This window comes from Mesorhizobium sp. M0862 (assembly GCF_040319795.1).
Lineage (GTDB): Bacteria > Pseudomonadota > Alphaproteobacteria > Rhizobiales > Rhizobiaceae > Mesorhizobium.
The window spans coordinates 16,121-42,667 of sequence record NZ_JAMYOJ010000035.1; the positions used below are offsets into that span (position 1 = coordinate 16,121).

Consider the following 26,547-nt stretch of genomic DNA (forward strand, 5'->3'; position numbering starts at 1 on the left):
CGGCCAAAGTCGCGGGGTCGGTTGAGACGTGCGCTACATTGATAGTCTCTATCAAAACTGGAACAGGCTATCGTTGGCTTGGCAGTTCATCATAGTCGGAAGCATTGGGCTGCTGTCGCTGATGCTGGTCGTCGGCCTATGGGTCACCTCGCAAATACGAGATGGAGTGATCCGCAACTCTGCAAGCACGACCGCGCTTTACGTCGACAGTGTCATCGCGCCAATCCTGCCGGATATGCGCAAAAGCCAGCAGCTCAGCGACACCGTTAAACGGGCACTCGATGAAACCCTGGACCAGGGTGCTCTCGGAAAAAAACTGGCGTCGTTCGTGCTTTGGCGGCGTGATGGCAAGGTGCTGTACGCCAAAGACGCGGCTCTTATTGGCCAGACCTTCGAGCCAAATGCGAACTTGCTGCATGCGTTCGGCGGAAACGTGGTGGCGCAATTCAATGATCTGGACGAAAATGAAAGGAAGGAACGGAAGAGCCCCACCGCCTCGCTGCTCGAGATCTACAATCCGGTTCGAGAGCCGTGGTCGGGCGATGTTGTGGCCGTTTCCGAGTTCTACGAGATAGCCGACGATCTTCAGGGCACTTTAAACTCGGCACTATGGTCGAGCTGGCTGCTCGTGGCTGGCGCGACCGCGGTCGCCTTGGCGATGCTCTCGGGAATCGTGCTTCGCGGCAGCAGCACTATCGAAACGCAGCGTTCAGCGCTTGAGACACAAGTGGCGGAACTTCAGTTGCTTTTGGAGCAGAATTCCGCCTTGCGGGAGCGCGTCCAGCAGGCGTCGCGCCGCGCAACGGCAATCAACGAGCGTTACTTGCGCCGCATTGGGTCTGATTTGCATGACGGTCCAGCTCAGCTCGTCGCACTGGCTGCGCTGCGCATGGACAGCCCTTTGCTGCTCGATCCCGCCGCATCCCCAAGCCACCGCAAGACCGAGATCGCCGATATCCATCATACGTTGGACGAGGCGATGCGGGAGATCCGCGCCATCTGCACCGGCCTCGTGCTGCCACAGATCGAAGCTTCGACAGTCGCGGAGATATTGCGGCTTGCGGTTGCCGAACATGAACGCCGGACGGCCTCCTCCGTATCGCTTTCACTGCCACCTCGCCTGCCCGACCTGGGGACGTCCGAGAAAATAAGCATCTTTCGCTTCGCGCAGGAGGGGCTGAACAATGCCTGGCGACACGGTCTGGGCAAGGGGCAGGCTGTCAAGGCGAGAGTGACGCAGGGCAAGCTCCTCATTCAAGTGCTTGATCACGGCCCTGGATTCCAGTCGGGATCGTGTGAAGGACTTGGACTCGCCGGCATGAGGGAACGTATCGAAAGTATCGGAGGTCACTTCGAGACGTTTTCGAGCCCCAGGGGGACCCGGCTGACCATAACGCTCAACATCGAGGACCAGAAATGACCGCTCCCATAAGGATTGCCATTGTTGATGATCATCCGCTGTTTCGCGAGGGTGTGGCTCGCAGCCTCGCCGAAATCGGCGGCTTCGAAGTCGTTGGTGCGGGCGAAACCGCGACGGATGCCGAACAGCTTGCGGCCTTGGCAAATCCCGACATATTGCTGCTCGACATCAGTTTGCCGGGAGGGGGCCTAGCGGCAGCGGAAAATATTCTTGCAACTCAGCCTGACTGCAAGATCGTCATGCTCACCGTCTCGGAGGCGAACGCCGATTTGGCGACGGCGCTCAGGCTGGGCGTACGCGGATATGTGCTGAAAGGGATTGGGGCGGCATCGCTGGCCGAGGTGCTGACTTATATAGCCGCAGGAAAAAAATATGTTTCGCCGACCCTGTCAGCGCAGCTTTTGAATGAACTGATACGGCCGGAAAAGCGCACCACCGATCTCGTTGCCAATCTCTCGGGACGCGAGCTTGGGATAATCTCCTTGGTAGGCGAAGGACTGAGCAATAAAGAAGTCGCCAAACGTCTCAACCTGCAGGAGAAAACGGTAAAACACCACATGACTCGGATATTTCAAAAGCTAAAGGTGCGAAACCGCACCGAAGCAGCCATTCTTATGCACGCGCCCAAAACGGGTCTTGTATAGGGAGATCGGGGCTTGTCTGAAGGTCGGATGCTGGTTGGCGAACCAGCAGTCACAGCCCTTTCAGACGAGCAATGTCGGAGGCCCTTACGGCGCGTTCGACAATTGTCCTTCCAAGCGGATCCTTCATAGTGAAGCGGCCGGCCTCGATGCTTTCGCTGAATCCATCGCGATGCACGACCTGGATTTTGGCGCCCTGTACCGTCACCGTGTCGCCAGCGGCATTGACTTGGCTACTCGGAGCTTGGCTACCGGGGGCGTTGTCGCCGGCACCATTTTTTCCCTTTCCGTTGGCGTTGCCATTCCCGGCGTTGCCGCCTGAGCCATTACCGTTACCACTACCGTTGCCACCACCGTTACCATTGCCATTGTTTCCGCTCTTGGCGCTGGCAGCGGCGAATTCGATCTTGTAGCCGTCGACATGGCTCAACCGCAGACCAAGCACCGGCATCGCCACCGCAACCGCCGCGAATACGCGCAAGCTAAAGTACGCCCAGCGACGCACGGATGAAAACAGGGGCTGCCTTTCTCCATTCATGCCACCATCACATCATGATGTGTCACGGTATTCAAGAATGAACAGCCCAAAATTGCGGCTTACAAACGCTGAGGAAACTCTCCTTTCGTCCTTTCAGCTCGATTCTCAGACCTTCGTCTGAGTCAAATATACACCGAAGTCTGACCTACTGATCTTGGCCGCGCCGACGGATGTCGCAATAAAATCCGCGGTGACAAGGCTCGTCACCGGTAGGGATCGGCAGCGAGGCGCGAGCGCCTGCGGCACGCAGACGCTTGCGGCAGGTCTCCGGCATACGGTTAGCGCATGCTCGCCGTCGAAGCGGTAGCACATGCCGTTCCTTCCCCGGATTATGATCAGGCGCGATTGGCGAATTCGCGGACAACCCGTTGCAGCAGCGGCATGTAGTCGCGAAATGCCCGGGTCTTCATGTTGGCGATCTTGCCGGCCTCGTCCCAGACGCGAACCCGCACCGCTTCCTCGTGGAACGGGTTCTTGCGGAACTCTGCCACCTCTTCGGCATTCATCGGCCCGCCTTGCAGCGACAGTGTGTGGACCGAGGCCTGCGACAGCCTGCCGAAATAGCTCGGGTCGGTGGCGCAGAGGTAGCGCTTGGCCGCGACATGCAGCCTGACGCATTCGACGATCACCGGTGGAAAGAACGGCGCCAGCACCTCGCCGCCGGCTTCGTCATGATGCTTGTCCTCGACATCGTCGGGCGAATAGGTGCCGAACTCGCTGGTGTAGTGGCCGATATCGTGCAGCAGTGCTGCCGCCACCAGCACATCGGGCGCGCCGTCCTTTTCGGCGAACCAGGCGCCCTGCAACATGTGCTCCGACATGGTGACGGGTTCGCCGAGATAGGATTCCGCCCCTCGGCGTTCGAAAATATCGGCGATGAATTCGACGATGTTGCCCGCGTTCAAATCCTGGCCGCTCATTCCGCAGCCTCCTTGAAGCTGTGTTCGATCGCCGACAGCGTCGACAAAAGGCCATCCTTGTCGGCGTAGCAGCCCTGCAGCCAGCGCTTGCCGGTGCCGGAGAACGCCTTGCGGGCATGCATGACGCGGGTGTTGTCGACGATGAAGGCCTCGCCCGCCTCGAGCCTGAAGGTGACTTCGAAGGAAGGATCCTCGATCAGTTCGGCAAACCGGCGATAGGCGGCGTAGTAGGCCTCCATCTCCGCGAACGGCACATCGACGGTCGGCGCCAGCGAGCGGTTGTTGAAGCGGATGGCGATGAGTTCGCCATCCGGCCCGAGCTCGATCATCGGCCGTTTGGCCTGCAATCGCACGCCCGACGACCCCGCATATTCGAAACGCGCCGGGTATGAACTCAACAGCCGGAAGCCTTCGGGGTTTTCTGCCTGCAGCGCGGCCGCCACGGCAAAACCATCGACGACGCTGGATTCGCCGCCCTCCACGGTGTTTTCGATGCAGGACAGGATCTGCAAGGTCGGCACCGGATCGCGATAGGGATTGTCGGTATGCGCCTGCAGGCCAAGATTGGTGTAGGCCAGATTGGTTGGATTGACCTCGGCGCGCACCTCGAACCATCGGCCGTAATTGGTCTCCCTGATATAGCCGAACAGATCGGACACTTTGCACAGCGCCCCGGATTCGGGCGGCAAATCGTCCATCACCGCGAAGCCGTAGGTCTTCACCGCCGACAGCCATTGCCGCAAGACGGCGCGGTCGCGGCTGGCAGCGAGATAGCCGGCGCGCGGCACCGAATTCTGCATAGAGGCCCTGGTCCATCGCACGGTGCCCTCGCCTGTCCAGCCGGGCTGTCGGGCGGCATCGCGGTCATAGGCATTGGCGCTCAGCCATGCCGCAGGAAAGCGCACCGTCTTTCCCTCCGGTTCGAAACTGACTTCAAGCGCATCGCCCTTGATCGCGGCTGCGCCGATCCATGTCTGCACGGGAATGTCGAGAATGGTGATCAGCCGCTGGCCGTTGCCGGCGCTACGCGTCTTGTCGTCGAGCGCATTGTCGCGCAACCACACTGCGTGAAAGCGAGTGCGCGCGCCGTCCTTCCACCCGAGGTCGATCGTTCTTCCTTCGTCGCCGATCAGCACCTGGCTAAGCATGGGGATCCGTTCCTGTCCGCAGCGCCCCGCAGCCAACTCCGCAGGGTTTCCGGTTGCATCGTGATGATGTCGAAGGCATAACTCAAATTATCATTTTGCAGCCAGAGGCCCTAAACGGTTTATGACTGAAACAACCCTGCCCTTGCCCCCGCTTGACTGGCTGCGGAGTTTCGAGGCCGCCGCGCGGCTGTCGAATTTCACCGCCGCCGCGGCCGAGCTTGGCCTGACCCAGGCTGCGGTCAGCCAGCACATCCGTTCTCTCGAAGAGCGGTTGAAGCAGCCGCTGTTCATCCGCCTGGCGCGCGGCGTCGAATTGACGCCGGAGGGTGCCGCCTACCTGCCGCATCTGCAATCGGCCTTCGCCGTGATCGCCAACAGCACGCGCGAGCTGTTTGAACCCAAGACCGTCCAGAGCGTGACGATCCGCTCGCCGATTTCCTTCGCCGTGCTGATGATCGCGCCGAAGCTGCCGCAAATGGCCAAGGACCTGCCCTTCGTCCAGCTGCAGATCGAGACCATCCACACACCGGCCGATTACGGCGAGCGCTTTGTGGGTCTCGACATCCGTTTCGGCATTGGCTCCGGCTCCTTTGCCGGACGGCAGGCCGACCGCCTCACCCGCGAAACCTTGACGCCGATGGCGTCGCCAAATGTCGCCAAGGCCAAGGATTGGACAGGATTGCCGAGACTTACAGTGGTCGGCGCGCGGGAAATGTGGGGCGAGTGGTTCGCCGTCGCCCGGATGAAGCCGGCGCTGGGGCCGACGCACAAATTCGACAGTTTCGTTACCGCGTTGGAGGCGGCGAAGCACGGCGCCGGCATGGTGCTGGGATCGCGACCGTTGGCCGACGCGGCACTGCGCGAAGGATCTCTCGTTACCCTGTCCGGCTTTACGCTGTCGAGCGGTGCCGGCCACTATCTGACCGCACCTTCGGGCGCGCATCTGAGCCCGGCCGAAGAAGCGGTCCGCCGCTGGTTCGCAACGGTCTTCGGCGTCCCGATTTCCCGATAAGCCCCTGAATACGCGGCAAACTATTGGACGACGTGACGCGGCGCATAATTTGTCGCGATACTGCGCCAGGCCGGACGTCAAGCTTCGGCAGGGTTCCGCTCGCTACAGGCGGCCAAGAAAAATCGCGGAGGAAATTCAATGCTCGACAAGGCCCCCAACAAGAAGCTTTCCGACCTGCTCGATCGCTTCGGCGTGGCACTCACCGCCGGCGACGTCGACAAGGCGGTCGCCTGCTTCCAGGAGGATTGTTTTTGGCGCGATCTTGTTACCTTCACCTGGAACATCAAGACGATGGAAGGCCGCGATCAGGTGCGCGACATGCTGGTCAGCCAGTTGGCCAGGACCAAACCGTCGAACTGGGCGATCGCCAGGGGCGAGGGTGCCACGGAAAGCGACGGCGTGCTCGACGGCTGGATCAGCTTCGAGACGTCTGTGGCGCGCGGCTTTGGTCACATCCGGCTGAAGGACGGCAAGATCTGGACGCTGCTCACCACCATGGTCGAACTCAAGGGCCATGAGGAGCCGGCCGGCTTCGACCGCCCGCTCGGCGCCAAGCACGGCCATGGCAAGAACCGCCCGACCTGGAAGGAGGAGCGCGAGAAGGAGGCCGCCGAGCTCGGCTTCAAGACGCAGCCCTATACGCTCATCATCGGCGGCGGCCAGGGCGGCATCGCGCTCGGCGCGCGGCTGCGGCAGCTCGGCGTGCCGACCATCATCGTCGAGAAGAACGAACGGGCCGGCGACAGCTGGCGCAAGCGCTACAAATCGCTCTGCCTGCACGATCCGGTCTGGTACGACCATCTGCCCTATATCGACTTTCCCAGGAACTGGCCGGTCTTCGCGCCCAAGGACAAGATCGGCGACTGGCTGGAAATGTACGCCAAGGTAATGGAGCTGAACTACTGGTCGTCGACCGAGGCCATGAGCGCTGTCTATGACGAAGGGAAGAAGGAATGGACGGTGTTGGTGCGCCGCGACGGCAAGGACATCACGCTGAAGCCGAAACAATTGGTGCTGGCCACGGGGCAATCCGGCAAGGCCAACATGCCGAACTTCAAGGGCATGGACACATTCAAGGGCGACCAGCATCACTCCTCGAAGCATCCGGGACCCGATGCCTATGTCGGCAGACAAGCTGTCGTCATCGGCTCGAACAACTCCGCCCACGACATTGCAGCAGCCCTTTGGGAGGCCGGCGCCGACGTCACCATGGTGCAGCGCTCGACCACGCACATCGTCAAGTCGGACACGCTGATGGAGATCGGCCTGGGCTCGCTCTATTCGGAAAAGGCGGTCGCGAGCGGCATGACCACCGCCAAAGCCGACCTCGTCTTTGCCTCGCTGCCCTACAAGATCCTGCACGAATTCCAGATCCCGGCCTATGCCGAGATGAAGAAGCGCGACGGCGAATTTTACAAGGGCCTGGAGAAGGCGGGCTTCATGCTCGACTGGGGCGACGACGGCTCCGGCCTGTTCATGAAATATCTGCGGCGCGGCTCGGGCTATTACATCGATGTCGGCGCATCCGACCTGATCATCGACGGGTCGATCAAGCTGAAAAGCGGTGTCGACGTGAAGGAGATCAAGGAGCATTCGGTCCTGCTCAGCGATGGATCGGAACTGCCGGCCGATCTCATCGTCTACGCCACCGGCTATGGTTCGATGAACGGCTGGGCGGCCGATTTGATCTCACGGGAGGTCGCAGACAAGGTCGGCAAATGCTGGGGCCTCGGCTCCAACACCACCAAGGACCCAGGCCCCTGGGAAGGCGAGCTGCGCAACATGTGGAAGCCGACCCAACAGGAGGCGCTGTGGTTCCATGGCGGCAATTTGCACCAGTCGCGCCATTACTCCCAGTTCCTGGCGCTGCAGCTGAAGGCGCGCATGGAAGGCATCGCGACGCCGGTCTACGCGCTGCAACAGGTTCATCACATGGGTTAGGCAGCGCCGCCGATGCGCTTCCAGTAGATGAGCGTGCCGGTCAGCCCGCCATGGGGTTTCAAGGCAAAGTCCGGTATTTCGCCAGTGAGCGTGAAGCCGAGTTTTTCGTAAAGGCCGGAAGCGCCCTCCTCGGTTGCGGTGTCCAGCACCAGAAGCGTGCGGCCTTTCTCGACGGCGAGCGTTTCGGCCCCCCGCATCAGCCAGCTCGCTATGCCCTTGCCGCGGTGTTCGACGCGGGTCATCAGCTTGGCGATCTCGGCCCGGTGCGGCTGATTATCAGGAAAGTCGAGCAGCACGGTCACGGTGCCGACCAGAACCTCGCCCTTCCAAGCACCCAGCACCGCTCTTTCACCCCTCTCTGCTGCCATCAACGAGTTGCTCCAGAAGGTTTCCGCCGCTTGCCTGGATAGGGGGTGCATGAAGCTGACGGAGCCGCCGGCAGCCACCGTCTCGATCAGGAGGTCGGCCAGCATGCCGCGCGTTTCCGCAGTCAGCGACCTGATTTCGATGGAACGCATGCCGGCACCTTCCCTTGCTAATCCAGACGCGCGACGCGGCGCCGCTTTCGTCTCGCCTTGATCGCGGCGATGCGATCTGTGTCTTTCGGCTGCAGATGCAGCCCGCGTTCGAGGATTTCGAGCGTGTATTCCTCATAGGTCAGGCCAAGCCGCTCGGCCTTTTCCATGCGCATCAGCATCACGTCACGGCTTGGCGCCTTCCACGCCTTGGCATGCGCTGCCTGCCAGGCCAGGAAGATGTAGGGATCGCCCTTGCCCCATGGTGGGCCCTTGTAATCATCGAGCGGCGGTCCGCCATTGTCGGAGCGCTTGGGACGTCTTGCCACGATTTCAGCCCCTGACCAGCGCGACCAGATAGTCGGCGGGCAGCTGCCCGACGGCATGGAACGTGCAGTCCGACGGCGCGCCGAGCGCCAGGCAGTCGCCAGGCTCGAGACTATGCACCATATCACCCTCGGTGAATTCGAGCCGCCCGGAGATCAGCCACATCTGCTGCTTGATGAAGGCATAGGACGCCGCCGGGAAGCTCACACTGGCGCCCGCCGGCAGTTGCACCCGGATCAATTCGAGCGGCGTGTCGGAAACCGGCGACAGATGCCGACGGACATAGCCCGTACCGGGGTCGCGCCAAACCGGCTGCTCACTCTCGCGCAACAGGCCGCCACCTTGCTGCTCGGCGCGTGCAATCAGCGTCGACAGCGTCATGCCGAAAGCAGCGGCGATGCGCACCAGCAGCGCCGCCGTGGGACTGGTCATGCCGCGCTCGATAGTGCTGAGCATGGCTTTGGAGACGCCGGAGCGGTTCGCCAGGTCGGCCAACGACCAGTCCCGCAAGGCTCTTTCGGCGTGGATCCGTCTGCCGATCGTAGCCGACATGTCATTCGCTATATCAGTCATTCGTCCAATATATCGAATGTTTGGATTCGGAAAAGAGGCCGGCGGGTTGAATTTTCGCTGACCGGTTAACCCCTGCTACACCATTCCGCATCACGCCACCTTAACCCCGTCTGTGTAGGATCGACGCTCCACGGGAATGGGGATCGGATCGTATGTTTGTCGAGCGCGAAGCCTCCGTCGGCGAACCGACCTCGCAGGAGCGCCGCCGCGCAGAGCAGAACGACAAGCGCATTCTCGGCAACGTCGTGCAGTGCGACGGTGCGCGCGCCACCATCAGCGCCTATGCCGACGACATCGAAGGCGCGGTCACCGGCCTGTGGACGGTCGGCAAGATGATCTCCATCAATCTCGGGACATCGCGCACCGTTGGTCTGGTCTACGAAATCGGCAAATCGGATCGCGCCTGGAGCAATGAGGGACAAAACCCCATCGAGGTCAGCGTCGAGCTGATCGGCGAAGTGCGCGACGGCGCCGAACCAGGGGACAAACCGGTGTTCGACCGCGGCATCACCACATATCCGCATATCGGCGCCATAGCGCACCGCATCCGTACCCGTGACCTGCAGGCGGTCTACGATCTCGCCGGGCGTCATTCGATCACCATCGGTACGCTGTCGCAGGATGAGTCGATCGACGCCAACATCGCTATCGACGACACGCTGGCGCGCCATTTTGCCGTTGTCGGCACAACCGGCGTCGGCAAATCCACCGCCGTCTCGCTGCTGCTGCGCAAATCGATCGCGGCCCGGCCCGATCTGCGAATCCTCATCCTCGATCCGCACAATGAATTCGCGGCGTCGCTGCCTGAGTTCTGCGTCCGGGTCGATTCCAAGACGCTTGACCTGCCGTTCTGGATGTTCAGGCTCGAAGAATTCGCCGAAGTGCTGTTTCGCGGCCGAGAGGTCGTGCCGGAAGAAGTCGATGTCCTGCGCGACCTGATCCCCGCCGCCAAGAACCTCTATCGCAATCCCAATTCAGGCTCTTACGTGCGCCGCGGCAGCGATGCGCTGACCGCCGACACGCCGGTGCCCTACCGAATGGTCGATCTCATCAAGCAGATCGACGAGCGCATGGGCCTCCTGGAAAGCAAGAACGACCGCCCGACGCTGAAATCGCTGAAGACGCGCATCGAGTCCGCCGCGTCCGACCCGCGCTATCGCTTCATGTTCAATTCGCGGCTGATCGAGGACACGATCCACGAGACGATCGGCAATATTTTCCGTGTGCCGCATCATGGCCGCCCGGTGACCTGCTTCGAGATGGCCGGCATGCCGTCCGAAGTGGTCAATTCCGTCTGTTCGGTGCTGGCTCGGCTCGCCTTCGACCTTGCGCTGTGGAGCGAGGGCCGGCTGAAGCTTTTGCTGCTGTGCGAGGAAGCGCACCGCTATATGCCGGCCGATCCGCGCCTAGGCTTCGCCCCGACAAGGCATGCACTATCGCGCATCGCCAAGGAAGGCCGCAAATATGGCTGCTATCTCGGCGTCGTCACCCAGCGCCCGGGTGAACTCGATCCGACCATCCTGTCGCAATGCTCGACCTTCTTCGCCATGCGGCTGGCCAACGAGCAGGACCAGGCGATCATCCGCTCGGCGATCGCCGATTCCTCCGCCTCGACGCTGGCCTTCCTGTCCTCCATGGGCCAGCGCGAAGCCATCGCCTTCGGTGAAGGCGTGGCGACGACCATGCGGCTGAAGTTCGAGAAACTGGCGGAGAACCTGATCCCCGGCACCGCCAAGCGAGAGCAGGACGAGTTCTCGCAGGACGGCAACGACGTCGATCTCGCCGCCATCGTCGAGCGGCTGCGCAACGTGCCGAAACCGCAGCAGCAGATGGCCTTCGCCGAGGTCGTGGACTCCGGCCGCCAGGCCGGCGATCCCGATTACCGCAAGCCGGCCACCGCCCAGCGCGTCCAGCCCGACGACGATTTCGACCTGCGCTACGGCCTCAAGCCCACAACCTTCGGCATGCGCCCGCAGAACGATTGACCTTCAGCGTAGCGACTTTTTTGCCGGCCAATTGAGAAGCCGCCGGAGCGCCAGGGCTCGGCTTCGTTGGCCCACTTGGGCAAAATCCCGAAAGGGAATTCATCAGGCCGGATTGAATGGCGTGGCTTTCGAGAAGCCGGAGCGGAGCGGACATTTAGTCCGTGAGCACCGGAAGTCGAGAAAGCCACGTCAGGCAACCGGCCTCATGAATTCTTCTTCGGGATTTTAGGCGCAGACGCGGTTGCGGCCTTGCCTCTTCGCCTCGTAGAGCTGGCGGTCGGCGCGGCGGTAGAATTCCTCGGCCGTTTCCTTCCGATCCCAGACGGCAAGACCGACGCTGGTGGTGATCTTGAGGCGGACATTGCCCGACAGCACCGACATGTTGGCAATCGCCTTGCGGATGCGTTCGGCGAACTTGCCCAACAGCTCCGCATCCATGTTGGGCGTAACGACGGCGAACTCCTCGCCCCCAAGCCGCGCCACCACGTCGTGATAGCGCGTCATGCCTTTGAGGCAATTGGCGACTGCCCTAAGCACCTCGTCGCCGACATCGTGGCCATGCGTGTCGTTGACCTGCTTGAAATGATCGAGGTCGAGGATCATGAGCCCGACGGGCTTTTCGATGCGGCGGAATTCCTCGAGATATTCCTTCAGCGCATCATCGAAATAGCGCCGGTTCTGCATGCCGGTAAGGCCGTCGGTCAATGCCGCATGTTGCAGCGTTTCCGAGCGGGCGCTGAGCGAAACCGTCATGGCGCGCAGCTTGCCCTCTTCCGTGGCCTGCCTACGAATCAGCGGGTAGATGAAGAACACGCCGAAGAACAGCGCTGTCGCCAGCAGCACCCCGGTGACAAACAGCAGCGTGTTGAGATAGGCGATCCTCTCGACCCGGGAAGTCGTATCGTGACCGACCGCGATGGACTGCAATTGACCATAGGCATAAAGCGTCACCAGGCCTGCGGCCAGGATCACGAAAATAAAGACGAAAAATGCGGATTCCGCCTTGTGGAAACGCATCTGCTCCCCGTTGGAAAAGTACCCCCCGGATCTATGGCATGCCGGCGCCTTACGGACGGTTAATCCAGACAACCGGAGCGGGAATGTTCATTCCTACTTCTGTTTCTTTAATTGTATTAGCAGCACGAAAATCAAATCACGGCTTGCAGGCCGTCGCCGGGCTGCAATCTCAGCCATTCCGGTCCCAGCTGATGGCGAAACCACGTCGTTTGCCGTTTGGCATATTGCCGCGTCGCTGCCTTGCAGCGCTCGATGGCCTGAGGAAAGCTGATGTCACCCGCCATGGCAGCCGAAAGTTCGCGAACGCCGATCGCCTTCATCGCCGGCAGGTCGGGATCGAGGCCAAGCGCCGCAAGCCGTTTGACCTCATCGAGCGCGCCGAGATCGAGCATGCGGTCGAACCTTGTTTCGATCCGCTCGACAAGGGCGGCGCGGTCCGGCTCGATAACGAAGAACCGAGCGCTGTCGCGGTCGATCAGCGGCCGGCCGCGCGCTGCCTGCCATTCGAGGATGGAGCGGCCAGATGCGTCGAGCACCTCCAGCGCCCGCACGATGCGCTGGCCGTCGGTCGGCTTCAGCTGCATGGCGACCGCCGAATCCTCATGCATCAGGATGCGGTGCAGCTTGGCTGCGCCTTGCTCCTTTAACTCGTAGCGCCAGCGGTCGCGTACCTGCTGCGGAATGTCGGGCATTTCCGAAATGCCCTCGGCAAGTGCGCGAAAATAGAGCCCGGTGCCGCCGACGAAAATCACCGGACGTTCAAAGCCGGCGTCATCGGGCTGTCGGGCGAGCGTGCCGTCATCGATCAGCTTCATCACGTCGCGCAGCCAGGCGCCGGTGGAATAGGCGGTGGAGGGATGCACGTGGCCATAGAGATAGTGCGGCGCGCGGCCGAGTTCGGCGGCATTCGGTCGCGCAGTCAGCACATCGAGCACCGAATAGCCCTGCATGGAATCGGTGTTGACGATGACACCGCCCTTGCGCTCGGCGAGATCGAGCGCCAGCGCCGACTTGCCGCTGGCGGTCGGCCCGGCTATCAGGATCGCGTCCTTCACGCGGCCCTCGCCCGCCTGCCCGCCCTCGCCTAGCTGCTTGGAAGCCTCGATGCCGCTCATTGCCACGCTTGTGTCTCACCCCGTCCGCCGCGCGATGTCGGCCTCGCTTGCGAATATGGCCTCACGGTCGGTCGGCGCAAGCGCTGTTCGCTGGCTGGGCGAAGGCGTCGCCTGCGATCTGGTGCTACCCGAGGGTGCGGAAGCCGCTGAGGCAAGTGCCGCCTTGCGCTTGGCACTTGGCTCCGAGCCGGTCGACGTGATCGTTCAGCAGGCCGAAAGCCGCCGCAAGACAATCCTGCTTGCCGATATGGATTCAACCATGATCGACCAGGAATGCATCGACGAACTCGCCGACGAGATCGGCGTCAAGGACCGCGTCGCCGCCATCACCGCACGCTCGATGAACGGCGAGATCGCCTTCGAGCCCGCCTTACGGGAACGCGTAGCGTTGCTGAAAGGCCTCGATGCCGCCGTCGTCGACCGCATCATCGCGAACCGCCTGACGCTGGCGTCGGGCGGCCGCGCTCTGGTGCAGACGATGCGCGCCAATGGCGCCTGGACGGCGCTTGTCTCCGGCGGCTTCGACGTCTTCACCAGCCGTGTCGCCGCCATGCTCGGCTTCGAGGAAAACCGTGCCAACCGCCTGATCGAGGAGAACGGGCGCTTTGCCGGCCTGGTCGCCGAGCCGATCCTCGGCCGCGCCGCCAAGGCCGATGCGCTGAACGATATCTCGGCCCGCCTCGGCCTGACGCCATTCGATGCGATTGCGGTCGGCGACGGCGCCAACGACCTCGACATGATCCGCCTGGCCGGCACCGGTGTCGCGCTCCACGCGAAGCCGGCCGTTGCTGCCGAAGCCAAGGTCCGCATCGACCATGGCGATCTCACCGCACTGCTTTATCTCCAGGGCTACCGCCAGGAAGAGTTCGCCCAATGAAACCGATGCGCACCGAGCGCCTCATCCTGCGCAACTGGGAAGAGCGCGACCGCGAACTATTCCATCGCATCAACTCCGACGAGCGGGTGATGGAATTTTTTCCGTTCCGCCGCGACCGCGCCGAGACGGATGCCAAGATGGACGAGTTTCGGGGCTGGATCGCCGAGGACGGCTTTGGTTTTGCCGCCGCCGAGATCGCCGCGACTGGGGAATGCATCGGCTTCGTCGGCCTCTTAAAGACCGATCACGTGCCGTCCCTGCCCTCCGATACGATCGAGATCGGCTGGCGGTTGGCGCCGGAATTCTGGCGAAAGGGCTATGTCACGGAGGCCTCCGAAGCCTGGCTCGCCTTTGGCTTCGAGACGCTTGACCGGGACGAGATCGTCTCCTTCGCCGTCGCGGCCAACCGCCGCTCGACGGCCGTCATGGAGCGTCTTGGCATGAGCCCTGACCCGGCTCGCGATTTCGACCACCCATCCATCCCTGACAGCCACCCGCACCTCAAGCGGCATGTCCTCTACACCCTGTCGCGCAAGGACTGGCAGGCAAGAAAAAGGGCGGCTAACTAGCCGCCCTTTTCATTTCGAAATCAGATCGTTGCAGGCCTGACCGGACTCAATCCATCCGGATCGTCACGAAGCGCAACTCGCCTGTCTTGGACGCCAGCATCAAGAGCGCATTCTTGCGGCCCTGCTCCTTCAGCGCGCCGATCCGGTCCATCACGTCCTTCGGGGTCGCGACCGATTCCTGGGCGATTTCGGTGATCACCTCGCCGGCCTGGATGCCGCGCTCGGCGGCGGCCGAATCCTTGGTGACGTCGGTGATGACGACGCCGGAGACGTCGGCCGCGATGCCGAATTTTTTCCGTGTGTCGTCATTGAGCTCGCCGACGGTCATGCCGAGCACCGAGGCCGTGGAGACCGCGGGCGCCTTGTCGCCGCCCTTGTCCTCATCGGTAGTGCCGTCCTCACCGGCAGCGACCTTCTCGCCGTCCTCAAGCCGGCCGAGCGTCACCTTCACCGTCTGCTCGACGCCCTTGCGCACGATGATCACGTCGACCGCCTTGCCGACCGGGCTTTCCGCCACGACGCGCGGCAGGTCGCGCATTTCATGGATGTCCTTGCCATCGAACTTGATGATGACGTCGCCGGCGAGAATTGTGCCGTTGTCGACCGGTCCGCCCTTGATGACGCCGGCCACCAGCGCGCCCTTGGCGGTCGCCATGCCGAGGCTCTCGGCGATGTCGTCGGTCACCGGCTGGATGCGCACGCCGAGCCAGCCGCGACGGGTCTCGCCGAACTGGCGCAGCTGGTCGACGACGCCCGAGGCAAGCTGCGAGGGGATTGAGAAACCGATGCCGATCGAGCCGCCCGACGGCGAGATGATCGCCGTGTTGATACCGATGACCTCGCCCAGGCTGTTGAACAGCGGCCCGCCGGAATTGCCGCGGTTGATGGCGGCGTCGGTCTGGATGAAGTCGTCATAGGGGCCGGAATTGATGTCGCGGTTGCGGGCCGAGACGATGCCGACCGTCACCGTGCCGCCAAGGCCGAACGGATTGCCGATCGCCATCACCCAGTCGCCGACGCGCATCTTGTTGGAATCGCCGAATTTCACCGCCGTCAGCTTGTGGCCCTTCGGGTCGACCTTGAGCACCGCCACGTCGGTCTTGGTGTCGGTGCCGACCAGCGTCGCCTTCAGCGTCACGCCGTCGGAGAAATTCACCTCGATATCGTCTGCATCGGCGATGACGTGGTTGTTGGTGACGACAATGCCTTGCTCGGCGTCGACTACGAAGCCGGAGCCCAGCGACTGCACCTTTTGCGCGCCGCCATCCTTGTCGCCGCCACGGTTCTTGAAGAAGTCGTCGAAGAAATCCTGGAACGGCGAACCCTCCGGCAGCTGCGGCATCGGCACCGCGCCCGGACCTTCCGTGCCCTTCACGGTCTGCGAGGTCGAGATGTTGACCACCGCACCGAGCAGGCCTTCGGCGAGGTCGGCAACCGAAGCCGGTCCGTCCGCGGCCACCGTCGGCGTCACGAAAGCCGGAACGGCAAGCGCGCCGACCATAAGTGCCGCAGCACCTGCGATGAACGTCCGCCGCGCCGCGCGCAGAAGGGTGTTGGATGTCATCGAAAGCCTCCCGGATTGCTGAAAAGAAAAAGCGCTTCGGCAAAACGCCGCGTCGCGTCATGTTGGCAAGAAATACGGCACGTTTGCGGCTATGGCCACATCAGGAGGAGAAATCCTCCGTTACACCTTCTAGAACGGTTGGCCGTCTCGCGGAAACGGCGAACCGTTCAATCTCTTTGCTTTTACGCAATTCCGGACGGAAACCGCTCACACTTTCCTGGAATTGCAGATCAGCGGTCCTCAGCCACGCACCAACCAGACGATGCCGACGCCGATGGCGATCGCCACCAGCCCGACGATGCGCAGCGCAATTTCCGGCGTCGACAGCACTTCGCCGGCAAGACGTTTGGCAAGGCCGGGAAAGCCGCCATAGACCAGGCCCTCGACAACGAGGACCAGGCCTATGGCCGCAAGGAAATCCTGCACCGCCCTACTGGGCGGGTGCAGGTTGTGCAGCCGGCGCGGCAGGTGCCGTCGCCGGAGCCGCAGGTGTCGCCGGCTTCGCGTCCGTACCGTCCGGATTGCGGAAGAAGCGGAAGAACTCCGAGTTCGGCGAAAGCACCATCGTCGTCCCGGAGTTGTCCAGCGCCGTGCCATAGGCATTCATCGACCGGTAGAAGTCGAAGAACGCCGGATCGCGTTTGTAGGCGTCGGCAAAGGTCGCGCTGCGCTGGGCTTCACCTTCACCACGCAGGATTTCCGATTCCTTGCGCGCTTCGGCGACGATTTCCACCACTTCGCGGTCGGCGCGGGCGGTGATGCGCTGCGCGGCCTCTTTGCCGCGCGCTCTCAGCCGTTCGGCCTCGGCCAAACGTTCGGCCTTCATGCGGTCGAAGGTCTGCTGCGAAACCTCGGCCGTCAGATCGGTTCGGCGGATGCGCACATCCTCGATCTGCAGGCCGAGCGAGGTGGCGTCGGGCCGAAGCTGATCGCGCACTTCGCGCATCATCACGGCCCGCTCTTCCGAAAGCGCCGCCTCGAAGTCGCGCAGACCGTAGACACGGCGCAGCGCCGCATCGAGACGCGTCCTCAGTCGTGCTTCGGCCAGTGTGATCTGACCGGACACGGCTGAGCGGAACACGCGCGGATCCGAGATGCGGTACGCGATGAAAGCGTCGACCTCATAGAACTTGCCGCCCGAAACCTGGACGCGAATGTTATCGAGATCGAAGCGCAGCACCCTGTTTTCGATCAATTGCACACTGTCGGCGTCGAAGAAGGCGAAAGGCGCCTTGAAATAGATGCCGGGTTCATTCTTCACGTCGACGATCTCGCCGAACCGCAGCACGAGCGCCTGCTGGCGCGCGTTGACCACGAAGACCGAGGAGTAGAGCAGGAACAGAAGCACGGCCGCGATGACCGCGATGATGGGAAGACGATTGGCCATCACTGGGCTCCTCCCGTGGTCGCAGGCGGCGGCGCCTTCGGCTGCAGTGCCGGCAGCGGCAGATAGGGAACGACCCCTTGCCCATTGCCCTGTTCGACGATGACCTTGTTGGAATCCTTCAGCACCTTCTCCATCGTTTCCAGATAAAGCCGCCGGCGCGTCACGTCGGGCGCCTTGGCGTATTCGTCATAGACCGAGATGAAGCGCTGCGCCTCACCTTCGGCTTCCTGGACGACACGGTTCTTGTAGGCTGCCGCGTCCTCGCGGATCTGCGCCGCGGCGCCACGCGCCTGGCCGAGCTTCTGGTTGGAATACTGGTTGGCCTGCTCGACGAACTTGTCTTCGTCCTGCTCGGCGCGCTGCACTTCGTCGAAGGCATCGGCAACTTCACGCGGCGGGGCCGCGTCCTCGATCGAAACCGCGTTGACGTTCAGGCCGGCCTTGTAGCCGTCCAGCGTCGTCTGGATGATTTCACGCACCGACGCCGCAATGCCCTGACGGTCGTCGCGGAAGATGTCCTGGGCCGGTCGCCGGCCGACCGCTTCGCGCATGGCGCTCTCTGCGACCTGCTGCAGCATGCCTTCTGGGTCGGAGACGTCGAACAGATAGGCCCGGGGATCGGAGACCTGATAGGCCACCGAAAACTGGACGTTGACGATGTTCTGGTCGCCGGTAAGCATCAGCCCCGACGAGTTGCCGCTCGTCGCGCCGCCACCACCGATATCGACGAGTTGTTCGGCGATGTTGGCCGTCTCGACGGTTTCGACGGGCCACCAATGGAAATGCAGACCCGGCTGCGACAGCTCCGCCTTCGGCTTGCCGAAGCGCAGCTCGACCGCAACCTCGTCCGGCTGCACGGTGTAGACCGCCTTGAACGCCCACAGCACGATCAGGGCCGCTGCGATCAGCGCAAACACGGCCGGGCTGGCGCCGCCGCCACCGGGCAGCGCGCGCCGCAGCCGGTCCTGGCCGCGGCGGATGATGTCTTCGAGATCGGGAGGTGACCCCGGCGGGCCGCTAGGCCCCTTCGGTCCCTGCCCCCAGGGTCCCTGATTGTTGCCGCCGCCGCCACCCCATGGGCCGCCGCCACCGCCGCTCTTGTCGTTCCAGGGCATGAATGTCCTTTCGCTTGGAATTCCCTCGGCGCCGGCGTTGCGGCGCAAAATCCAGTTGTTCTTCTATAGGGATGCCGCGATGCGCTTTCAACGCGATCCGACACTGCGCCGTCCGATTTGGACCGTTGCAAGCAGCAAATTCCAATAAGTCGCCCTATGAACGCGGCGTATCGTCGAGGGGAAGGCACCAAATGGCGAAAAGCGGGTTGGCATCCGCGCGCATGGCATGAGCGATGTCAGGCGGATTGTAGACGACCCCGCCGACCCGGGTTCATGCCACGCCTCGGCATTCTGGCGCCATTCCCCTCCGACAGGTAACAGCTAAAGCTCTGACAGAAGATCCAACTGAGACGGCTCCAAAACAGTCTCGGGATTTGAACGGTCCATCATCGCCTCATATCTCGCCCACGCATCCCATACGGCTCTGTCGTCAGCTGAAAATTCGTTCTTCGAGGCGAACCTGTGGAAAGGTTTCCGCCGAACGATGCAAGAAATTCTAAAGGCGTAGTCGTCCGATTCTGATTTCGGAAATTCCTTTTCAAATCGAAACCACCACTCCCTACCGTCAAATTCCCTTTCGAATTTAGCATCGCCGTTTATCGGTCCGCTAAATACGTCAGTCAAAAAAACTATGTTTATATATTTATGAAAAATATTGTATATCTCTTCTCCGCCTATCACAAAGAACTCTTTCTTTAGATTTATTATAGAATACTGATCGGCAATAAGCAGTGCAGTTTCTGGGTTTGGTGCCCATTTAACGTTTTCAGTATCTTCGATTAGATGCCGAGATAGAATGATATTTCGCCTATTTGGCAAAGGCCGACCAATGGACTCGAAGGTTTTTCGTCCCATTATGACGGCATGACCTTGAGTGCGGCTTTTGAAATGCTTTAGGTCTGTCCCTAGGTGCCACGGGAGGGTGTTCTCTACCCCGATAATTTTGTCCGGATAGCTCCGAGCCACAAGAGAAGTGGCGGAAGGCATTCTCGTTCTAGGCTTGCCCGACAATCAAATCCCCAAGGCTGTGCAATGCAAAACAACTAGATCGCATCTAGCAACTTAACAGCCGGCTCGTCGCAAATTTTGGTGCCTCTTGCAATCGCTTAGCCACGGCAAGCCGCCGTCGCGCCCGATGACGCCGTTCTGCGCGATAGCGACATAGATCGCGACGTCCATCAGTTGGCTTCCCCCGCGCCGTCATCCGACGGCTCCAAAAGCAATATGTCGATGTTGTGCTCGGGATAGAAATCCTGCGCCGTCGTCTCGAAGGTCGTCGGCCCGACCTTCTTGACATTGTCGCCGCAAAACGAGATCAGCGCTTTCGGATTGCCCTTGTCGACGGTCAGCTTGAACTTGCCGATGCTGCCATTGGCCCAGTTGCCGCCGGTGGTCAGGATATAGGCAATGCGGTTTTCGTAAAAATGCGGATAACCGTCAGCCTTCGCGGCCTGGCGCACTGCATTCTCGAAGCTGTCGTCCATGCAGTAGCGGGTCTTGTAGGTCGTGTACTGGCTGCCTTCGGTGAACTTGCCGTCATAGAAGAAACTCACCGAGGACGTGCCGCCGACGCTCGGTTTGTAGCGGTGCGAGACGTGGACATCCTTGTTGGCCGGAAATATCGCGCGCCACCAATAGGTCGAGCGCAACTGCCACCACGGCGTATAGACCTTGTTCGCCTCGGTACCTTCGCTGCCCGTATCCTCGATGATGATGCCGCGGTTTTCCCAATCCTCGGCGACCGTTTTCGGCAGCTTCGCCAGGGCCGCCTTGGCCGCATCGCCGAACGGATTGAACGGCACGTTCTGCGCCTTCAGATCGGCGCCGATATCGATGCCGACAGCGAACACTTTCTGCTCGAGCTGCGGCTTTGCCGGCGCTCCGTCGATCGTCACCTCGAAGCCAAGGAAATTGTCGCTCTGGTTTTCCGGGATGGCCGGCATTTCCTCCGGATTGCCTTCGATGTCCGGCAGCGGAAAAGCGACGATGGCATTTACATCCTTGTCGGTGTTGTTGTGGAAGACGTAGTCGACCGTGACCTTTTCCGGCGAGATATAGAGGTCCTCGCTTTGCATCGACACCGCGTCGCTACGCGACAGGATCAGGCCACCTGTGCCGAGTTCGGCGGTCGTATCATTGGCCAGCGCGGGCGCTGCTGAAAGCGCCAGCGCTACGGTCAGAACATATTGCAACATCGAAGCCCCTCGCCAAGAATGCCGCGACCCTAGCCGTTTCAGTGTGGCGTTTCAAAGCCTTCCGCCTCCCAACAGGACGCCACAGTGTCTGGACACGCCAATCGGCGGTCTGGACTAACAGGTTTCGATCGGGCAGGAGTTCGCGTCATGCGCAAGCTTCTCGTCATCGGCATCGGCGCCGGCAATCCCGATCATATGACCGTGCAGGCGATTGATGGCCTGAACCGGGCGGACGTCCTGTTTATTCCCGACAAAGGGGCGAAGAAGAACGACCTTGCCGAATTGCGCCGCCATATCTGCGACCGTTTCGTCAGCAATCCGAAATCGCGCCGCGTCGAGTTCGACGTGCCGGTGCGCGCCGAGCCGGCGCCTTCCTATCGCTCGACCGTCGATGACTGGCACGAGGCCATCGCCCAGATTTATGAGAGCCTGGTCCGCGACGACCTTGCCGAGGACGGCTGCGGCGCCTTCCTGATCTGGGGCGACCCCTCGCTCTATGACAGCGCGCTGCGCATCCTCGCGCGCGTACGACTGAGGGGCAATGTCGCATTCGAACTGGAGGTCATTCCCGGCATCACCGCCGTCCAGGCGCTAGCCGCCGGCCACAAGATGGCGCTGAACCGCATCGGCGACCCCGTGCTGATCACCACCGGCCGCCGCCTCGCCGAACAAGGCATGCCGCACAATGCCGGCAGCGCCGTGGTCATGCTCGACGGCAAATGCGCCTTCAACACGCTGGCAGACAAGGATCTGATCATCCATTGGGGCGCCTATCTCGGCACACCGGACGAGATCATCGTTTCCGGTCGCCTGGGTGATGTCGGCGAGGAGATTGAGAGGACGAGAGAAGAAGCCCGGAAAAGAAAGGGCTGGATCATGGACACCTATCTGCTGCGTAAAGCAGGAGAGCCCGAGGAATAGCGCGCTCAAAGGTCGAGTTCCTTCGCGCCCCCCTCTGTCCTGCCGGACATCTCCCCCTCTAGTGGGGAGATTGGCCGTCACGGAGGATTTCGCCAATCGCCTAACAGATTAGCGCCCGTCTACGGGCTAGCTGATCTCCCCCCTTGCGGGGGAGATGTCCGGCAGGACAGAGAGGGGTGTGACGGATCGCAAGCTTCAACCCTCACCCAGCATCAATCTCCGCCTGCAAGGCGTCCATGTGCGTGGCCGCCGCTGCCGCCGCAGCGCGCTCGATAGCGCGAAAACGGCTGACAACTGCAAGGCCAACTGAGGTCAGCTGTGCGCCGCCGCCCTTTTTGCCGCCGGTCTGCGCCGCGACCAGTGGCTTGCCGAACACACGGTTCATATCTTCCACCAGATCCCAGGCGTGCTTGTAGGACATCTCCATGCCGCGTGCCGCAGCCGAGATCGAGCCGAAAGTGGCGATCTGCTCCAGCAATTCGATCTTGCCCGGACCTATGCGCCCGTCCGGATCGAGATTTATCCGCAGGCTCAGCGACGGCATCTCTTGTCCTCCACAGTCACACTAGCCCCTCTCGACCCATAGCGCTATTCCAAAACGATATAGCGGCTATCAGCCATCCGCTTCGGCCGGCAGCCCGGCGCCGGTGTTGGCACGGTCGAAACTGACCGTCTTGATCACCGCGAACACCTTGCCGCCGAGATGAAGTTTCAGCACCTGCCTGGATTGTTCGGTAATGCGGGCAAGCACGGTTGCGCCATTGCAGTCGATGCCGATTTCGACCGTCGGACCCTCGCCCGGACCGATTGCGACGATGGTGCCCGGCAGGATGTTGAGCGCACTGAGACCTTTCGGCAGTTCGGTGGCGATCATCACGTCGCGGGCGCGGATGCGGATGCGCACAGGCGCGCCGACCGAGACCGCCAGAAGCGGCACCCGGATTTCGCCCGCCGCCGAGCCGAGCACGGTCATCCCGAAGATCTCATCATGGCGCAGCACCTTGGTGTCGAGAACCGCGCCGCCCTCGCCGCGTTCCTCGGCCGGCAGCAATTCGAGCCGTTGCATGATCGCGCCGGTCGGGCCTGAGGCAGCGACCTTGCCTTGCGCCATCACCACCACGTCGCTGGCCAGCCGCGCCACCTCGGCGACGGAATGGCTGACATAGACGATGGGCAGCTTGGTCTCGTCGCGCAGCCGCTCGATATAGGGCAGGATCTCGGCTTTGCGCGCATCGTCGAGCGAGGCCAGCGGCTCGTCCATCAACAGCAGTTTCGGGCTGGCAAGCAGCGCCCGGCCGATCGCCACGCGCTGCTTCTCGCCGCCCGACAGCTTTGCCGGTCGCCGGTCGAGCAGTGGACCGATGCCGAGCAGTTCGACGACCGCCTCCATATCCGCATAGCGCTCCGCCGGTGGCGTGAACCAGCGGCCGTAGCGCAGATTGCCGGCAACGCTCATATGCGGAAACAGCCGCGCGTCCTGGAACACCATGCCGATCCGGCGCTTGTGCTTCGGCACGAAAATGCCGGCATTGGTGTCGACCAGCACACGGCCGTCGACCGCGATACGGCCCTTGGTCGGCCGGATCAGGCCGGCGATCACGTTGATCAGCGTCGTCTTGCCGGAGCCCGAGGGCCCGAACAGCGCCGTCAGCCGCCCGGCGCTTTCGAAATGCGCGTCGATGGCGAAATCGCCGAGCCGATGGCTGATGTCCACCAGCACACTCATTCGATGTCCATCCGCCGGCCGACGCGCCGCGCCAGCACTTCCGAGGCTACCAATGCGGCCATCGAGATGACGATGGAGATCAGCGTCAGCCTGAGCGCCCCGTCATCGCCGCCAGGCACCTGCGTGAAGGTGTAGATCGCCGAAGGCAGCGTCTGCGTCTCGTTGGGAATGTTGGAGACGAAGGTGATGGTGGCGCCGAACTCGCCCATCGCCTTGGCGAAGGACAGGATCGAGCCGGCGATCAGCCCGGGCAGGATCAGCGGCAGCGTGATGGTGGCGAAGACCCAAACCGGGTTGGCGCCGAGCGTTCCCGCCGCTGCCTCCATTTTGCGGTCGACCGCCTCGATCGACAGCCGGATCGCCCGCACCATCAGGGGAAAGCCCATGATACCGCAGGCCAGTGCGGCGCCGGTCCAGCGAAACGAGAAGACGATGCCGAAATGCTCGGCCAGGAACGCTCCCGCCGGCCCGCGCCGGCCGAAGGTAAGCAGCAAGAGATAACCTGTCACCACCGGCGGCAGGATCAACGGCAGGTGAACCACACCGTTGAGCAGCGTCTTGCCCCAGAATTTTCCGCGGGCCAGCAAAAGCGCCATCAAGATGCCCGGCGGCAGGCTGAACAGCATCGCCACCGTCGCCACCTTGATCGACAGCCGGACCGCATTCCATTCGTCGGGAGTGAGGTCCAGCAGCCAGTTCATGCGTCAGCCGCTACCTTAATTGCTCGGCGTGAGCACGGTGAAACCCTGATCCCTAAACAGCTCCACCGCCTTGGCGGACTGCAGGCACTTCAGGAAAGCCGGGGTATCCTTGTCCTTCGAATCGGTGGTCTGGGCAACCGGATAGATGATCGGCGGGTGCGAATCCTCCGGGAAGGTGCCGACCACCTTGACTCCCTTGTCGGCATGCGCGTCGGTGGCATAGACGATGCCGAGCGCGGCCTCGCCCGTTGAAACCAGCTTCAGCGCGGCGCGCACATTCTCGGCCTGCGCCACCTTGCCTTCGACCGACGACCAGACGCCGAGCGATTCAAGTGCCGCCTTGCCATACTTGCCGGCCGGCACCGCCTTGACGTCGCCCATGGCGAGCTTGCCGTCGCTGATCAGCTTGGCGAGGTCGAAGCCTTTCTCGATCCTGGTTTCGACCTTGGAATCCTTCGGCGCCACCAGCACGATCTGGTTGCCGAGCAGTTTCACCTCGGTGTCCGGCTTGGTCAGTTTCTTGTCGGAGAGATATTTCATCCAGTCGAGGTCGGCCGAGATGAACACATCGGCGGGCGCCCCGCTTTCGATCTGCTTGGCCAGCGCCGAGCTCGCGGCGTAGGAGACGGTCGCCGCTTCACCGACATCGGCTTCGCAGGCCTTGGTGACGGCGTCGAGCCCGTCCTTGAGGCTGGCTGCGGCAAACACGATCACCTTGTCTCCCGCGTGAGCCGCCGGCATCACGGCCATCAGAGCTACGGCAAAGCCGCCAATCGCGATCGCCCTCAAACCAAAACCTTTGTGCCCCAACATGAAAACTCTCCCTGGGCTTGAAATCTGCTGGCTCGACTCCTGCCGACCGATATATCTGGATGAATATAACAAGGGAAGGCCGCCTCCTGCGAAAGCGTATGTTCGGCATCGATTGTTCTGGTTTGGACGTGCACCGAAACCCGGAAAGGAACTTCGATGAAGATCAGCGCCCGCAACATCCTCAAGGGAACGATCGTCGAGATCGTCAAAGCACCTCGCCTGTCCGCGGTGATGTCGCCGGCTCCGTCGTCACGCTTCGATCACCAACGAGGCCGTTGCCGATCTCAAGCTCGAAAAAGGCAAGCAGCCTATGCCATGATCAAGGCAACCGACGTCATGGTCGACATCGATTGAGGGTCGGAATTGATTGACGGTGGACGGATCAGACCGCGATCGGCGCCTTGATCGACGCGTCGGCAAAATAGTTTTCCAGCCGGAAATCCTCGAAGCGGAAGGCGAACAGGTCCTTCACCTCCGGATTGATCCACAGCGTCGGCAGCGCCTTGGGTGTGCGCCGCAATTGCTCGCGCGCCTGCTCGAAATGGTTGGAATAGAGATGCGCATCGCCCAGCGTATGGACGAACTCGCCGGGCTTCAGCCCGGTCACCTGCGCCACCATCAAGGTCAGCAGCGCGTAGGAAGCGATGTTGAAGGGTACGCCGAGAAAAATGTCGGCCGAGCGCTGGTAGAGCTGGCAGGACAGCTTGCCCTCCGAGACGTAGAACTGGAACAGGCAGTGGCACGGTGGCAGCGCCATCGCCTCCACTTCGGCCGGGTTCCACGCCGAAACGATCAGCCGGCGTGAATTCGGATTCCTGCGTATCTCCTTCAGAACATTGGCAATCTGGTCGATCGACCCGCCATGGCCATCCGGCCAGGAGCGCCACTGCTTGCCATAGACAGGGCCGAGGTCGCCATTCTCGTCGGCCCACTCGTCCCAGATCGAAACGCCATGATCTCTAAGGTATTTGATGTTGGTGTCGCCGGCCAGGAACCACAGGAGTTCATGGATGATCGACTTCAGATGCAGCTTCTTGGTCGTGGTGATGGGAAAGCCCTGCGACAGGTCGAAGCGCATCTGGTAGCCGAACACCCCACGCGTGCCGGTGCCCGTGCGGTCGCCACGATCGGCGCCATTGTCCAGCACATGCTGCAAAAGGTCGAGATACTGGCGCATCGGCTTCGCCTCGATTCGGGATTGTCGGCATCATAGCCGACTGGCCGCCGGCCGAACACAGCAAAAGGACCAGAACGCGGCTTGCCCCATCACTCTTCAAGGGTTAGCGCTGCCCCTCACCTGCCTGCCGGTGTCCAGCCGATAGATGGGTAACACTTTGAACCGGATACATAGGTGACACTTCTCTCCCCCTATGCGTGCGCCGCAGCGCCAAGCGGATTGGTTGGCGCGGCGCTGCGGCGGACAAGCTTCATATGCCGTGTGTCGATGATGCCGAGCGGGTGGGCATGGAATGAGAGTGTCCATTGTCCGTCTTCGGTCTCCAACGCAGCGACCGGTTCGCCCGCCAG

The 26,547-nt window shown here is 62.0% G+C and carries 27 protein-coding genes and 2 pseudogenes; 9 read left to right on the top strand and 20 right to left on the bottom strand.

Translation table 11 applies throughout. The features are described from left to right. The first annotated feature begins 28 nt into the window (after window positions 1–28). Both NKI15_RS30300 and NKI15_RS30305 read left to right on the top strand, forming a co-directional pair. Window positions 29–1,420 (top strand): sensor histidine kinase, encoded by a 1,392-nt coding sequence (locus NKI15_RS30300; RefSeq protein WP_352515003.1) that lies wholly within the window; start codon window positions 29–31, stop codon window positions 1,418–1,420. Continuing rightward, window positions 1,417–2,064: a LuxR C-terminal-related transcriptional regulator gene (locus tag NKI15_RS30305; protein ID WP_023668347.1), complete on the top strand. Its 648-nt coding sequence runs from the start codon at window positions 1,417–1,419 to the stop codon at window positions 2,062–2,064. The genes NKI15_RS30300 and NKI15_RS30305 overlap by 4 nt, the downstream gene beginning before the upstream one ends. 49 nt (window positions 2,065–2,113) lie before the next feature. Here NKI15_RS30305 and NKI15_RS30310 read toward each other — a convergent pair whose 3' ends face one another. The 3 genes from NKI15_RS30310 to tmpA form a co-directional block, all read right to left on the bottom strand. Next, complete coding sequence (locus NKI15_RS30310) at window positions 2,114–2,599, bottom strand: hypothetical protein (RefSeq protein WP_155921647.1); 486 nt, start codon at window positions 2,597–2,599, stop codon at window positions 2,114–2,116. Between the two features lie 335 nt (window positions 2,600–2,934). Further along, a complete protein-coding gene (gene tmpB / locus NKI15_RS30315; RefSeq protein ID WP_023751655.1) occupies window positions 2,935–3,519 on the bottom strand; it encodes a (R)-1-hydroxy-2-trimethylaminoethylphosphonate oxygenase in 585 nt (194 codons plus the stop codon). After that, window positions 3,516–4,667, bottom strand: a complete 1,152-nt coding sequence (gene tmpA, locus NKI15_RS30320; RefSeq protein WP_023751656.1) for a 2-trimethylaminoethylphosphonate dioxygenase — start codon at window positions 4,665–4,667, stop codon at window positions 3,516–3,518. Before tmpA ends, tmpB begins: the two co-directional genes overlap by 4 nt. A gap of 121 nt (window positions 4,668–4,788) precedes the next feature. Here tmpA and NKI15_RS30325 point away from each other — a divergent pair, with 121 nt between their 5' ends. Both NKI15_RS30325 and NKI15_RS30330 read left to right on the top strand, forming a co-directional pair. Continuing rightward, window positions 4,789–5,679, top strand: a complete 891-nt coding sequence (locus NKI15_RS30325) for a LysR family transcriptional regulator (RefSeq protein ID WP_023668343.1) — start codon at window positions 4,789–4,791, stop codon at window positions 5,677–5,679. 138 nt (window positions 5,680–5,817) lie between these two features. Next, on the top strand, window positions 5,818–7,620 hold the full coding sequence (locus tag NKI15_RS30330) for an NAD(P)/FAD-dependent oxidoreductase (RefSeq protein ID WP_352515004.1): 1,803 nt from the start codon (window positions 5,818–5,820) through the stop codon (window positions 7,618–7,620). Here the strand turns inward: NKI15_RS30330 and NKI15_RS30335 are convergent. The 3 genes from NKI15_RS30335 to NKI15_RS30345 are packed head-to-tail and all read right to left on the bottom strand — an operon-like array spanning window position 7,617 to window position 9,035. Beyond that, window positions 7,617–8,138 (bottom strand): GNAT family N-acetyltransferase, encoded by a 522-nt coding sequence (locus NKI15_RS30335; RefSeq protein WP_023705520.1) that lies wholly within the window; start codon window positions 8,136–8,138, stop codon window positions 7,617–7,619. The two genes, NKI15_RS30330 and NKI15_RS30335, sit on opposite strands and share 4 nt — an antisense overlap. A 17-nt stretch (window positions 8,139–8,155) precedes the next feature. Then, window positions 8,156–8,464, bottom strand: a complete 309-nt coding sequence (locus NKI15_RS30340) for a hypothetical protein (protein ID WP_023682084.1) — start codon at window positions 8,462–8,464, stop codon at window positions 8,156–8,158. A 4-nt stretch (window positions 8,465–8,468) separates the two neighbouring features. Continuing rightward, window positions 8,469–9,035 (bottom strand): helix-turn-helix domain-containing protein, encoded by a 567-nt coding sequence (locus NKI15_RS30345; protein WP_023705521.1) that lies wholly within the window; start codon window positions 9,033–9,035, stop codon window positions 8,469–8,471. Between the two features lie 152 nt (window positions 9,036–9,187). Between NKI15_RS30345 and NKI15_RS30350 the strand changes: the two genes are divergently transcribed. Next, complete coding sequence (locus NKI15_RS30350; RefSeq protein ID WP_352515005.1) at window positions 9,188–11,020, top strand: ATP-binding protein; 1,833 nt, start codon at window positions 9,188–9,190, stop codon at window positions 11,018–11,020. Window positions 11,021–11,245: 225 nt separating this feature from the next. Here NKI15_RS30350 and NKI15_RS30355 read toward each other — a convergent pair whose 3' ends face one another. Together NKI15_RS30355 and miaA are read right to left on the bottom strand one after the other, a co-directional pair. Further along, window positions 11,246–12,037: a GGDEF domain-containing protein gene (locus tag NKI15_RS30355; protein WP_023690907.1), complete on the bottom strand. Its 792-nt coding sequence runs from the start codon at window positions 12,035–12,037 to the stop codon at window positions 11,246–11,248. Between the two features lie 131 nt (window positions 12,038–12,168). Continuing rightward, window positions 12,169–13,152: a tRNA (adenosine(37)-N6)-dimethylallyltransferase MiaA gene (gene miaA, locus NKI15_RS30360; RefSeq protein ID WP_023740243.1), complete on the bottom strand. Its 984-nt coding sequence runs from the start codon at window positions 13,150–13,152 to the stop codon at window positions 12,169–12,171. Here miaA and serB point away from each other — a divergent pair. Both serB and NKI15_RS30370 read left to right on the top strand, forming a co-directional pair. Continuing rightward, entirely contained in the window at window positions 13,142–14,029 is an 888-nt protein-coding gene (gene serB, locus NKI15_RS30365; protein ID WP_023750915.1) for a phosphoserine phosphatase SerB, read from the top strand. The genes miaA and serB overlap by 11 nt on opposite strands. Continuing rightward, window positions 14,026–14,598: a GNAT family N-acetyltransferase gene (locus NKI15_RS30370; protein ID WP_023699045.1), complete on the top strand. Its 573-nt coding sequence runs from the start codon at window positions 14,026–14,028 to the stop codon at window positions 14,596–14,598. Before serB ends, NKI15_RS30370 begins: the two co-directional genes overlap by 4 nt. Window positions 14,599–14,644: 46 nt before the next feature. Here the strand turns inward: NKI15_RS30370 and NKI15_RS30375 are convergent, their stop codons facing one another. The 6 genes from NKI15_RS30375 to NKI15_RS30405 form a co-directional block, all read right to left on the bottom strand. After that, complete coding sequence (locus NKI15_RS30375; protein ID WP_023682088.1) at window positions 14,645–16,162, bottom strand: DegQ family serine endoprotease; 1,518 nt, start codon at window positions 16,160–16,162, stop codon at window positions 14,645–14,647. A gap of 240 nt (window positions 16,163–16,402) precedes the next feature. Beyond that, window positions 16,403–16,588 (bottom strand): DUF2065 domain-containing protein, encoded by a 186-nt coding sequence (locus NKI15_RS30380; protein WP_023668333.1) that lies wholly within the window; start codon window positions 16,586–16,588, stop codon window positions 16,403–16,405. A gap of 4 nt (window positions 16,589–16,592) precedes the next feature. Beyond that, on the bottom strand, window positions 16,593–17,549 hold the full coding sequence (gene hflC / locus NKI15_RS30385) for a protease modulator HflC (RefSeq protein ID WP_023733844.1): 957 nt from the start codon (window positions 17,547–17,549) through the stop codon (window positions 16,593–16,595). Then, on the bottom strand, window positions 17,549–18,664 hold the full coding sequence (gene hflK, locus NKI15_RS30390) for an FtsH protease activity modulator HflK (protein WP_023696986.1): 1,116 nt from the start codon (window positions 18,662–18,664) through the stop codon (window positions 17,549–17,551). Before hflK ends, hflC begins: the two co-directional genes overlap by 1 nt. A 321-nt stretch (window positions 18,665–18,985) precedes the next feature. Next, the gene (locus tag NKI15_RS30395; RefSeq protein ID WP_352515006.1) at window positions 18,986–19,675 is read right to left on the bottom strand and encodes a dihydrofolate reductase; all 690 of its coding nucleotides are present in this window, start codon (window positions 19,673–19,675) and stop codon (window positions 18,986–18,988) included. A gap of 167 nt (window positions 19,676–19,842) precedes the next feature. Beyond that, on the bottom strand, window positions 19,843–20,859 hold the full coding sequence (locus NKI15_RS30405; RefSeq protein ID WP_352515007.1) for a DUF4424 domain-containing protein: 1,017 nt from the start codon (window positions 20,857–20,859) through the stop codon (window positions 19,843–19,845). A 147-nt stretch (window positions 20,860–21,006) separates the two neighbouring features. Between NKI15_RS30405 and cobF the strand changes: the two genes are divergently transcribed. Further along, window positions 21,007–21,780, top strand: coding sequence for a precorrin-6A synthase (deacetylating) (gene cobF, locus NKI15_RS30410; protein ID WP_352515008.1), 774 nt, complete (start codon window positions 21,007–21,009; stop codon window positions 21,778–21,780). 202 nt (window positions 21,781–21,982) lie between these two features. Here the strand turns inward: cobF and NKI15_RS30415 are convergent, their stop codons facing one another. From NKI15_RS30415 to modA, 4 genes are all read right to left on the bottom strand, one after another. Continuing rightward, the gene (locus tag NKI15_RS30415) at window positions 21,983–22,324 is read right to left on the bottom strand and encodes a winged helix-turn-helix domain-containing protein (protein WP_023667411.1); all 342 of its coding nucleotides are present in this window, start codon (window positions 22,322–22,324) and stop codon (window positions 21,983–21,985) included. Between the two features lie 69 nt (window positions 22,325–22,393). Beyond that, window positions 22,394–23,506: a molybdenum ABC transporter ATP-binding protein gene (gene modC / locus NKI15_RS30420; RefSeq protein WP_352515009.1), complete on the bottom strand. Its 1,113-nt coding sequence runs from the start codon at window positions 23,504–23,506 to the stop codon at window positions 22,394–22,396. Then, the gene (gene modB / locus NKI15_RS30425) at window positions 23,503–24,207 is read right to left on the bottom strand and encodes a molybdate ABC transporter permease subunit (RefSeq protein ID WP_023668326.1); all 705 of its coding nucleotides are present in this window, start codon (window positions 24,205–24,207) and stop codon (window positions 23,503–23,505) included. The genes modC and modB overlap by 4 nt, the downstream gene beginning before the upstream one ends. Before the next feature lie 15 nt (window positions 24,208–24,222). Then, window positions 24,223–25,017: a molybdate ABC transporter substrate-binding protein gene (modA, locus tag NKI15_RS30430; protein WP_155923189.1), complete on the bottom strand. Its 795-nt coding sequence runs from the start codon at window positions 25,015–25,017 to the stop codon at window positions 24,223–24,225. A gap of 159 nt (window positions 25,018–25,176) precedes the next feature. On the opposite strand from modA, the pseudogene NKI15_RS30435 reads away from it, so the two are divergent. Further along, window positions 25,177–25,374 (top strand): annotated as a pseudogene (locus NKI15_RS30435) (TOBE domain-containing protein). A 28-nt stretch (window positions 25,375–25,402) separates the two neighbouring features. On the opposite strand, the gene NKI15_RS30440 reads toward NKI15_RS30435, so the two are convergent. Further along, on the bottom strand, window positions 25,403–26,197 hold the full coding sequence (locus NKI15_RS30440) for a thymidylate synthase (RefSeq protein WP_352515010.1): 795 nt from the start codon (window positions 26,195–26,197) through the stop codon (window positions 25,403–25,405). 191 nt (window positions 26,198–26,388) lie between these two features. After that, window positions 26,389–26,547: pseudogene (locus NKI15_RS32055) on the bottom strand (integrase); the annotation flags it as partial.

Bases quoted from the DNA above. Each gene is read 5' to 3' on its own strand.
- NKI15_RS30305 (WP_023668347.1), top strand. From the start codon at position 1,417: ATGACCGCTCCCATAAGGATTGCCATTGTTGATGATCATCCGCTGTTT.
- modC (WP_352515009.1), bottom strand. From the start codon at position 23,506: ATGAGTGTGCTGGTGGACATCAGCCATCGGCTCGGCGATTTCGCCATC.
- NKI15_RS30330 (WP_352515004.1), top strand. From the start codon at position 5,818: ATGCTCGACAAGGCCCCCAACAAGAAGCTTTCCGACCTGCTCGATCGC.
- NKI15_RS30345 (WP_023705521.1), bottom strand. From the start codon at position 9,035: ATGACTGATATAGCGAATGACATGTCGGCTACGATCGGCAGACGGATC.
- NKI15_RS30375 (WP_023682088.1), bottom strand. From the start codon at position 16,162: ATGACATCCAACACCCTTCTGCGCGCGGCGCGGCGGACGTTCATCGCA.
- NKI15_RS30350 (WP_352515005.1), top strand. From the start codon at position 9,188: ATGTTTGTCGAGCGCGAAGCCTCCGTCGGCGAACCGACCTCGCAGGAG.
- NKI15_RS30335 (WP_023705520.1), bottom strand. From the start codon at position 8,138: ATGCGTTCCATCGAAATCAGGTCGCTGACTGCGGAAACGCGCGGCATG.
- hflC (WP_023733844.1), bottom strand. From the start codon at position 17,549: ATGGCCAATCGTCTTCCCATCATCGCGGTCATCGCGGCCGTGCTTCTG.
- tmpB (WP_023751655.1), bottom strand. From the start codon at position 3,519: ATGAGCGGCCAGGATTTGAACGCGGGCAACATCGTCGAATTCATCGCC.
- NKI15_RS30440 (WP_352515010.1), bottom strand. From the start codon at position 26,197: ATGCGCCAGTATCTCGACCTTTTGCAGCATGTGCTGGACAATGGCGCC.
- NKI15_RS30370 (WP_023699045.1), top strand. From the start codon at position 14,026: ATGAAACCGATGCGCACCGAGCGCCTCATCCTGCGCAACTGGGAAGAG.
- NKI15_RS30355 (WP_023690907.1), bottom strand. From the start codon at position 12,037: ATGCGTTTCCACAAGGCGGAATCCGCATTTTTCGTCTTTATTTTCGTG.
- cobF (WP_352515008.1), top strand. From the start codon at position 21,007: ATGCGCAAGCTTCTCGTCATCGGCATCGGCGCCGGCAATCCCGATCAT.
- hflK (WP_023696986.1), bottom strand. From the start codon at position 18,664: ATGCCCTGGAACGACAAGAGCGGCGGTGGCGGCGGCCCATGGGGTGGC.
- NKI15_RS30325 (WP_023668343.1), top strand. From the start codon at position 4,789: ATGACTGAAACAACCCTGCCCTTGCCCCCGCTTGACTGGCTGCGGAGT.
- NKI15_RS30405 (WP_352515007.1), bottom strand. From the start codon at position 20,859: ATGTTGCAATATGTTCTGACCGTAGCGCTGGCGCTTTCAGCAGCGCCC.
- tmpA (WP_023751656.1), bottom strand. From the start codon at position 4,667: ATGCTTAGCCAGGTGCTGATCGGCGACGAAGGAAGAACGATCGACCTC.
- NKI15_RS30415 (WP_023667411.1), bottom strand. From the start codon at position 22,324: ATGCCGTCGCTGAGCCTGCGGATAAATCTCGATCCGGACGGGCGCATA.
- serB (WP_023750915.1), top strand. From the start codon at position 13,142: ATGCCGCTCATTGCCACGCTTGTGTCTCACCCCGTCCGCCGCGCGATG.
- modB (WP_023668326.1), bottom strand. From the start codon at position 24,207: ATGAACTGGCTGCTGGACCTCACTCCCGACGAATGGAATGCGGTCCGG.
- NKI15_RS30310 (WP_155921647.1), bottom strand. From the start codon at position 2,599: ATGAATGGAGAAAGGCAGCCCCTGTTTTCATCCGTGCGTCGCTGGGCG.
- miaA (WP_023740243.1), bottom strand. From the start codon at position 13,152: ATGAGCGGCATCGAGGCTTCCAAGCAGCTAGGCGAGGGCGGGCAGGCG.